This is a genomic window from Mesorhizobium sp. M2A.F.Ca.ET.037.01.1.1 (genome assembly GCF_003998075.1).
In the GTDB taxonomy this organism is placed as follows: domain Bacteria; phylum Pseudomonadota; class Alphaproteobacteria; order Rhizobiales; family Rhizobiaceae; genus Mesorhizobium.
The window spans coordinates 1-5,962 of sequence record NZ_RZSA01000354.1; the positions used below are offsets into that span (position 1 = coordinate 1).

Sequence of the window (5,962 nt, forward strand, 5' to 3'; positions counted from 1 at the left end):
TCATATTGCTGCAGGTAGCCGCCATTCATCACCGCCATCCTGTCCGCCATGGTCACGGCCTCGAGCTGGTCGTGCGTCACATAGATGATCGTCGCCTTGAGGTCCTGGTGGAACCGCTTGATCTCGGATCGCATCTGCACGCGCAGCTTGGCGTCGAGATTGGAGAGCGGCTCGTCCATCAGGAACACCGCAGGATCGCGCACGAGGGCGCGTCCGAGCGCCACGCGCTGCTGTTGCCCGCCTGAAAGCTCGCGCGGCTTGCGTTCGAGCAGCTGCGTCATGTCGAGGACCCGCGCTGCTTCCCTGACTTTTCTGTCGATCTCGTCCTTGGGCAGCTTGCGCATCTGCAGTGGGAAGGCGAGGTTCATATAGACCGACTTTTGCGGATAGAGCGCGTAGTTCTGGAACACCATGGCAATGTCCCGGTCCTTGGGGTCGAGGTCGTTGACCACCCGGTCGCCGATGACGATGTCGCCCGATGTGACCGAGATCAGGCCCGCGACGAGATTGAGCGTGGTCGTCTTGCCGCAGCCGGAGGGCCCGACAAGCGCAACGAACTCGCCGTCATTGATTGTCAGCGAAACGTCGTTGACGGCTTTGAAGCTGCCATAGGTCTTGACGAGATCTTTGAGGACCACATGGGCCATGCAGGCAGCTCCCTAGAGCATGATGCCGAAAAGTGTGAAGCGGTTTTCGGACGACATCATGCTCTATCTCTTTGATTTAGAGCCGGATTCAGATTTCAGGTCGGTTCGACCTGAAATCATCCGGCTCTAGTGCTTGACCGCGCCTTCCGTGAGGGCGCGCACGAAGTATCGTTGCAGGAGGAGGAACAGCACCACGACGGGCACGCTCATCATGAAGCTGGCCGCCATCAGGCCAGGAAAGTCCGTCGTGTTCTCCGAGAAGAAGCGCTGGATGCCGACGGGCAGCGTCAGCTGTTCGTTCTTGGAGAGGAAGGTGTAGGCGTAGATGTACTCGTTCCAGGCGCCGATGAAGGAATAGATCGCGGTGGCGATGATGCCCGGCGTCGAGAGCGGCATCACGATCAGCATGAAGGCCTGGAACCGCGTTGCGCCGTCGATGCGCGCCGCCTGCTCGAGCTGCACCGGGATGTTGTCGTAAAAGCCCTTCAAGAGCCAGATCGCCAGCGGCAGGCCGAAGGTGAGGTAGGTGAGAACAAGCGAGCCATGCGTGTTCACCAGTCCGATCGCGCGCATCAGGATGAAGAGCGGCACCAGGAAGATCACCGCCGGGAACATGTTGCGCAGCAGGACGGCGAAGAAAAGGAAGTTCCGACCTGGGAAGGTGAAGCGCGAGAACGCGTAGGCCGCGGGAACCGCCACGATCACCGAAAGGATCGTCGTGGCGGTCGAGACGATGAGACTGTTCCAGAAGAAGCGCAGGAAATCCTGGCCGACGCTGTTCTGCGGATCGAGCAGTTTCTGGTAGCTGTCGAGTGTAGGTTGGTCAGGCCACCATTGCGGCGGAAACTGCATCGCCGCGAAGCCGGACTTGATCGAGGTGAGCAGCATCCAGATCATCGGCAGCGCGGTGTAAAGGAGCATGAACAGCAGAAAGGCGCGCCCGCCCCATCGCCATCCGTCAATCCGCACCCGGCGGACGGACCGGCCTCGTGAGATTGTCTCGGAAACCGTGCTCATGCGCTGCCGTCCTTCCGCTCGTTGCCGCTCAGCGCGCGGACATAGAAGTAGCCGAGCGTCATCAGGATGATGAACAGAAGCACCGAATAGGCCGATGCCACGCCCCAGCGCTGGCGGCCGAAGGCAAGCTCATAGATATGGGTGATCCAGATATGCGAAGCGTTGGACGGGCCACCGCCGGTCATGATCCAGGGAATGATGAAGGAGTTGAAGTTGGCGACCGCGAGCAGCAGGATCGTCACCGTCGAGACATTGCGCAAATGCGGGAAGGTGACGTGCCAGAAGCGTTGCCACGCATTCGCCCCATCGACTTTCGCGGCGCGCAGCAACTGCTCGGGCACGGTCTGCAGACCGGCCGTCATCATGATCATGGCGAAAGGGAACTCGCGCCAGATGTTGACGACGATCAGAGAGGGCAGCACCGTTGAGACGCTGTCGATGAAATTCGGCGGTCGCTCGGCCCATCCGAGCTCGACCAGCACCGCGCCGATAATCCCGAAATCCGAATGGTAGATCCACTTCCAGATATAGGAGGCGGCGACCGCGCTGATGACCCAGGGAATGATCAGGATGGCGCGCAGGACGCCGCGGCCGACGAAATCGCGATGCAGCGCCAGCGCGGCGGCAAACCCCAGGGCGAAGGAAAAGAAAGTGGATGCGATTGTCCAGATCAGGGTGTTGAAGGTGACCTGCCAGAACACCCCGCTGGTCAGGATGGCCGTGTAGTTGTTGAAACCGACGAAGATCTTGTCGCGGAGCTGCAGGCCGGGCGGCGTGTTGAAGAACGACAATTCGATCGTGTAGTAGATCGGATAGGCGATGACGATGAGCATCACGGCAATCGCCGGAAGCACATAGGCATAGTCGGCGCGATGCTCCCACATCTTGCGAAGCACATCGGACCTGGCGGATTGCAGTCTTCGGCGAGCCTCGGCCTTGCCGCTCACGATCGTCACTGGCGTGCCCTTGTTCATCGGAACGAACCGGCTGCGTTGTCGGCGCAGCCGGTGAGATCGCAGGTCAGGCTAGGGCTAGAGTCCGCCGCCCATCAGGTCTTTCACCTTCTTGGCCGCGTCGTCCGCCGCCTGGTCGACGGTCATCGCTCCGGTCAGGGCATTCTGCAGCATGTCCGGGACGATGATGTTCATGATCTCGGGCGACTGCGGCAGGGCCGGGAACGGAATGCCGTATGGCAGCATCGACGTCGTGACATCGAGGAACTTGATGCTGTCCAGACGCTCCTTCATCCATTTGGTCTTGAAGCCGTTGAGGTTGCCGGGGTTCGAGCCGGCGTAAGCCATCTTCAGCGACCATTCCGGGCTCGTCCACATGCAGATGATGGCCTTCGCCGCCGGCTCGTCCACCTTGCCGCCCTCTACATATTCGGCCTTCAGGATGTGGATGTTCGAACCGCCGAAGACGACGGCGCGCTTGCCGTCGGGACCGGTCGGAATGAGGCCGTAGCGCATATTGTCGATGACGGTCTGCGCCTTGTCCTTGTCAGTGCCCGTCGCCTTCTTCTGCAGGTCGAGCATGACGTTGTAGTCGGACGGATGCGAGATCATCATGCCGAGCTGGCCGGCCAGGAACAGCGGCTGGTTGTCGGCCTGCTGGTTGGTGAGCGCCGAAACCGGAACCGATTTGTCGCGGACATACATGTCGTAGGAAGCCTGCAGCGCCGCCTTGCTCTGCGGGCTGTTGAGCTCGATGTCCTTGTAGGTCGGGTTTGCCGCGGCTTCGTCGAAAACGCCGCCGCCATACGCCCATAGCTGCGGCATGAAGCGGTAGGGCGTGTTGCCGGCATTCTTGCGCGCCACGAGGCCGTAGCCGGCAATGCCGAGCTTGTCGTGGATCTGCTTGGAATATTTGACCACGTCGTCCCAGGTGGCCGGCGGCTTGTTCGGATCGAGGCCGGCGCGCTTGAAGATGTCGGCATTCCAGATGAAGGCCATCGTCTCGTTGTTGGTCGGAATGCCGTAGGTCACGCCGTCCCAGGTCACGGCCTTCATGGCGCCGGGCCAGAAATCCTCGGTCGAATAGCCGACGTCCTCGGGTTTCAGCGGCTGCAGATAGCCCTTCGAGGCGAACTCGGTTCCGCCCAGGATTTGCAGGCGGACCGCCATCGGCGCCGCGTTGCCGAGGAGCGCGGTGCGAAACTTGTCGAGCAGGTCGTTATAGGTGAGGGCCTGTTCCTCGAGCTGGATGTTCGGGTAGGTCTTGCGGAAGGTTGCGAAGAAATCCTTGTAGTACTGGCGCAGGAGGTCGGGGTCGCCCTCGAACACGCCCTGATACCAGAAAGTCAGTCGCCCCTTGTAGTCGAGCGGGGTGACCTTGGCGCAATCGCCTGCCGTGTCGAAATCCTGCGTGCCGGCAATCGAGCGCACATATTCCGGCGACCACTTGCTCAGGTCGACCGGGGGCGCGGCAAGCGCCGGACCCGACATCAGCGATATCGTCAAAGCAGTGGAAACGGCGCCGCGCAGAACGGCACCGCCGACTGTGATCCTCCTCATAGGTCTCCTCCCAGGTTCTCCTATGCCGCTCTGCGCCTAGGCAAAGCGGTCCTTGCTCGTTTCGATCGCGGGGATATTTCTCCGCCCTAATGTATCCCTTCGATCACTTCATACGTTTTCAGATCGCAGAATAGCTGTCAACGCAACAAATCGTACATTGTTTGTCGAAGATGTGCGTGATATCGGTCAGATCGTGTATTGGACTAGGGGACGGCGATGGCGGAAACGAGTGATTTCAAAGCAGAGCCACCCGAGGGGATTGACGCTCTCGGGGCATCGAGCGAGGGCGCCTCGCTTTACGAGCAGATAAGGGAGGACATCATCGAGGGACGGCTGGCTGCCAACGAGCGGCTCGTGGTCACCGATCTCGCCCGCCGTCACGGCACCTCGACCAATCCCGTGCGCGAGGCGCTGCAATTGTTGCGCGGCGAGGGCTTCGTCACCTTCGTTCCCAACCGGGGCGCGCGCGTCCGGCCCATAGATCAGGATTTCGTGCGCGATATCTACGAGATCGGCGTTCTCATCGAGCCCGCCCTGACGCGCTGGTTTGTGGGAATGGCGACCGAGGAGGACATCGCCGAACTCGAACGTCTCCAGGGCCTGATCGAAGAGAACAACTTCGCCGACACGTTCAGGCACAGCGAGCTGGATACCGCCTTCCACACCGTGATGTACCAGCGGCACTACAACCGCCATGCCGCCGAGCTCTGGTGGAAGCACCGAGAGGTGCTGCGGGCGGTCAGCCGGCGTTTCAATTTCACGCTTGCCCGCCGCGCCGCGATCATCCGCGAGCACCGCGAGCTCATCGCGCTCGTCAAATCGGGCGAGGCCGACAAGGCGGCCGAACTCATCGCTCGCCATGTCGAGGGCTCCGGCCGGCATGTCCTCGAACACATGCGCGCGCGCAGCGCCGCCCGGGCAGGGTAGCGGACCCGCAACATCGTCAGCCTGGCCATTCAGGGAGGATAGTCCAGATGAAAATCACGAGCATTCGGCCTTGGCTGGTCAAGTCCGACGCTTCCTATTGGGGAGAGTACCTGTTCGTGGAAGTGACGACCGACGAGGGGATCAGCGGCTGGGGCGAGATCACCACCACGACGAAGCTCGCCAACCGCGCGCTCTGCACGATCCTGCGCCAGATCGGGCTTGCCGTGGCAGGCGAGGATCCGGCGCGCATCGAGCATCTGTGGCACAAGGTCTTCCGCAGCTTCACCTATATGGGCAGCCGCGGCGCCGCCGTGGAATGCGTGAGCGCCATCGACATAGCGCTTTGGGATATCCGCGGCAAAGTTCTCGGCAAGCCGATCTATGAGCTGCTGGGCGGGCCGGTGCGCGATGAAATCTCGCTTTACACCCATCCCAACCAGGCCAAATTCACCAGCAAGGAAGCGGTGGTCCGCGAAATTCGCGACATCGTGGAGTCCGGCCACACCGGGCTCAAATTCGATCCGTTCCCGCACCAGGGTCCCAGCGTCGATGGCGTGGCCCGCGAAAGACGGGACGGCTATCTCGACGGCAGCATGACCCGCAAGGACGAGCGCGAAGCTGCCGAGCTCACGGCTCTCATCCGCGAGACGGCGGGGCCCAATGTCGACATCCTCATCGATGCGCATGGCCGCTTTGACGTTCCCACCGCCATCCGCCTGTGCCGCAGCCTCGAGGAGGCCGGCCAGATCGACTGGTTCGAGGAGCCTTGCCCGCCGGAAAGCCTCAACGCGCTTAAGCAGGTGCGCGACAAGGTCAGTGCCCCCATCTCCTGGGGCGAGCGCGGCCACACGAAATGGG

6 protein-coding genes are annotated in these 5,962 nt (G+C 61.7%); 2 read left to right on the top strand and 4 right to left on the bottom strand.

The genetic code is table 11. The annotated features are described in order from the left end of the window. From EOA27_RS18310 to EOA27_RS18325, 4 genes are all read right to left on the bottom strand, one after another. Positions 1 to 647, bottom strand: a 647-nt coding sequence (locus EOA27_RS18310) for an ATP-binding cassette domain-containing protein (protein ID WP_127256839.1), incomplete at its 3' end; no start/stop codon positions are given. Positions 648 to 773: 126 nt separating this feature from the next. Continuing rightward, the gene (locus tag EOA27_RS18315) at positions 774 to 1,664 is read right to left on the bottom strand and encodes a carbohydrate ABC transporter permease (protein ID WP_126062425.1); all 891 of its coding nucleotides are present in this window, start codon (positions 1,662 to 1,664) and stop codon (positions 774 to 776) included. After that, a complete protein-coding gene (locus EOA27_RS18320) occupies positions 1,661 to 2,620 on the bottom strand; it encodes a sugar ABC transporter permease (RefSeq protein WP_126083500.1) in 960 nt (319 codons plus the stop codon). Before EOA27_RS18320 ends, EOA27_RS18315 begins: the two co-directional genes overlap by 4 nt. Before the next feature lie 75 nt (positions 2,621 to 2,695). Further along, complete coding sequence (locus tag EOA27_RS18325) at positions 2,696 to 4,177, bottom strand: sugar ABC transporter substrate-binding protein (protein ID WP_127256841.1); 1,482 nt, start codon at positions 4,175 to 4,177, stop codon at positions 2,696 to 2,698. A 216-nt stretch (positions 4,178 to 4,393) separates the two neighbouring features. Here EOA27_RS18325 and EOA27_RS18330 point away from each other — a divergent pair, with 216 nt between their 5' ends. Both EOA27_RS18330 and EOA27_RS18335 read left to right on the top strand, forming a co-directional pair. Continuing rightward, positions 4,394 to 5,104, top strand: coding sequence for a GntR family transcriptional regulator (locus EOA27_RS18330; RefSeq protein ID WP_042638774.1), 711 nt, complete (start codon positions 4,394 to 4,396; stop codon positions 5,102 to 5,104). 47 nt (positions 5,105 to 5,151) lie between these two features. Then, positions 5,152 to 5,962, top strand: an 811-nt coding sequence (locus EOA27_RS18335) for a mandelate racemase/muconate lactonizing enzyme family protein (RefSeq protein WP_145970400.1), incomplete at its 3' end; no start/stop codon positions are given.

Excerpts from the sequence above, each read along its gene's own strand:
- EOA27_RS18315 (WP_126062425.1), bottom strand. The coding sequence starts at position 1,664 with ATGAGCACGGTTTCCGAGACAATCTCACGAGGCCGGTCCGTCCGCCGG.
- EOA27_RS18325 (WP_127256841.1), bottom strand. The coding sequence starts at position 4,177 with ATGAGGAGGATCACAGTCGGCGGTGCCGTTCTGCGCGGCGCCGTTTCC.
- EOA27_RS18330 (WP_042638774.1), top strand. The coding sequence starts at position 4,394 with ATGGCGGAAACGAGTGATTTCAAAGCAGAGCCACCCGAGGGGATTGAC.